This window comes from Micromonospora sp. NPDC052213 (assembly GCF_040679695.1).
In the GTDB taxonomy this organism is placed as follows: domain Bacteria; phylum Actinomycetota; class Actinomycetes; order Mycobacteriales; family Micromonosporaceae; genus Micromonospora.
This window is the reverse complement of record NZ_JBFAVI010000419.1, coordinates 1-1,050: the sequence shown is the minus strand read 5'-3', so window position 1 is coordinate 1,050 and position 1,050 is coordinate 1. Positions and strand designations below refer to the sequence as shown.

The 1,050-nt window shown below is 71.9% G+C and carries 1 protein-coding gene and 1 pseudogene; one reads left to right on the top strand and one right to left on the bottom strand.

Going from position 1 to position 1,050, the window contains the following annotated elements; all coding sequences use genetic code 11:
• Positions 1–392, top strand: a pseudogene (locus tag AB0L34_RS34415) (hypothetical protein); the annotation flags it as partial.
• On the opposite strand, the gene AB0L34_RS34410 reads toward AB0L34_RS34415, so the two are convergent.
• Positions 376–1,050: hypothetical protein (locus AB0L34_RS34410; RefSeq protein ID WP_363709862.1), on the bottom strand; the 675-nt coding region annotated here is incomplete at its 5' end. The pseudogene AB0L34_RS34415 and the gene AB0L34_RS34410 overlap by 17 nt on opposite strands.

Genomic DNA, 1,050 nt, shown 5'->3' with positions numbered 1-1,050 from the left:
GCCCGTACCTGGCCGACGCGGACACGCTCTACCTGCCGACCGAGCCCTCTCCAGTGGGCGACAAGATGCGCCAGGTGAACCAGGTCGTGGCGATCGACCTGGCCACCGGGAAGCGGCGCTGGGTGTCGGCCGGGCACACCGACAGCGAGGTGGAACTCGTCCGCCTCGACGGGCAGGGCCTGCTGGCGTGGGAGGTGGGCGACCGGCGGGATCTCGCCCCACGGCTGGTCCGGATCGACCCCGCCACCGGGACGGTGAGCGTGGTGGCCGAGGCGCCGCTGTCGGCCGGCACCGAGGGCAGCGACGCGAAGGTGCTGGAGCGCGACGGCACAGTGGTGCTGGTGCCGTGGAAGCAGGTCACGGCGGACGCGGCGATCACGGTCCTGCGGTGATGATCTGCATGTCCCGCAGCGCCGAGGGCTCCGCCCGCTCCGTGATCTTCTTGCCGTTCGCATCCACCAGGACCACCGTGTAGCGGTCACCGCTGCGCACCCGGACCACCATCGACCCGTCCGGCTGGAAGAAGACCTGCCGCAGTTGACGTCCCTCCAGCGGCAGCGACACCTCCGCGCCGGTCCGGGTGTCGAGCACGGCGTTGACCAGTAGCTCCCGTGCCGCGTCCCCGTACGTGCCGTTCCGGTCGATCCGCAGGAGCGCGACCCGCCGGCCGTCCGGGGAGAGACTGGACAGGTCGAAGGAGACGTACCGGCTGCCCTTGGTGCCCAGGCCCGGCACCGTCCGGCGCGCCCTGCCGTTCCGGTCGGTGAGGACGATCGTGCCGTCGGAGCCGTCGGCGAACTCCAGCGTCCCGTCCGCCGCGAACACGGCGTGACAGCCGTCGAGGCCGGTCACCCTGGTGAACTTCCCGGAGGAGACGTCGAGCACGCCGGTGGCCGGGTCGTCGCCGCCAGCGTTCAGACGCACGACGAGCTGTTGCGAGTTCGGCAGCCAGACGGGTGACCAGCAGACGTCGTCGACGCCGTCCCGGAGCTTGCGCCGCCCCGAGCCGTCGATGGCCGACACCCACACCGCACCGGTCGTCTCGACCCA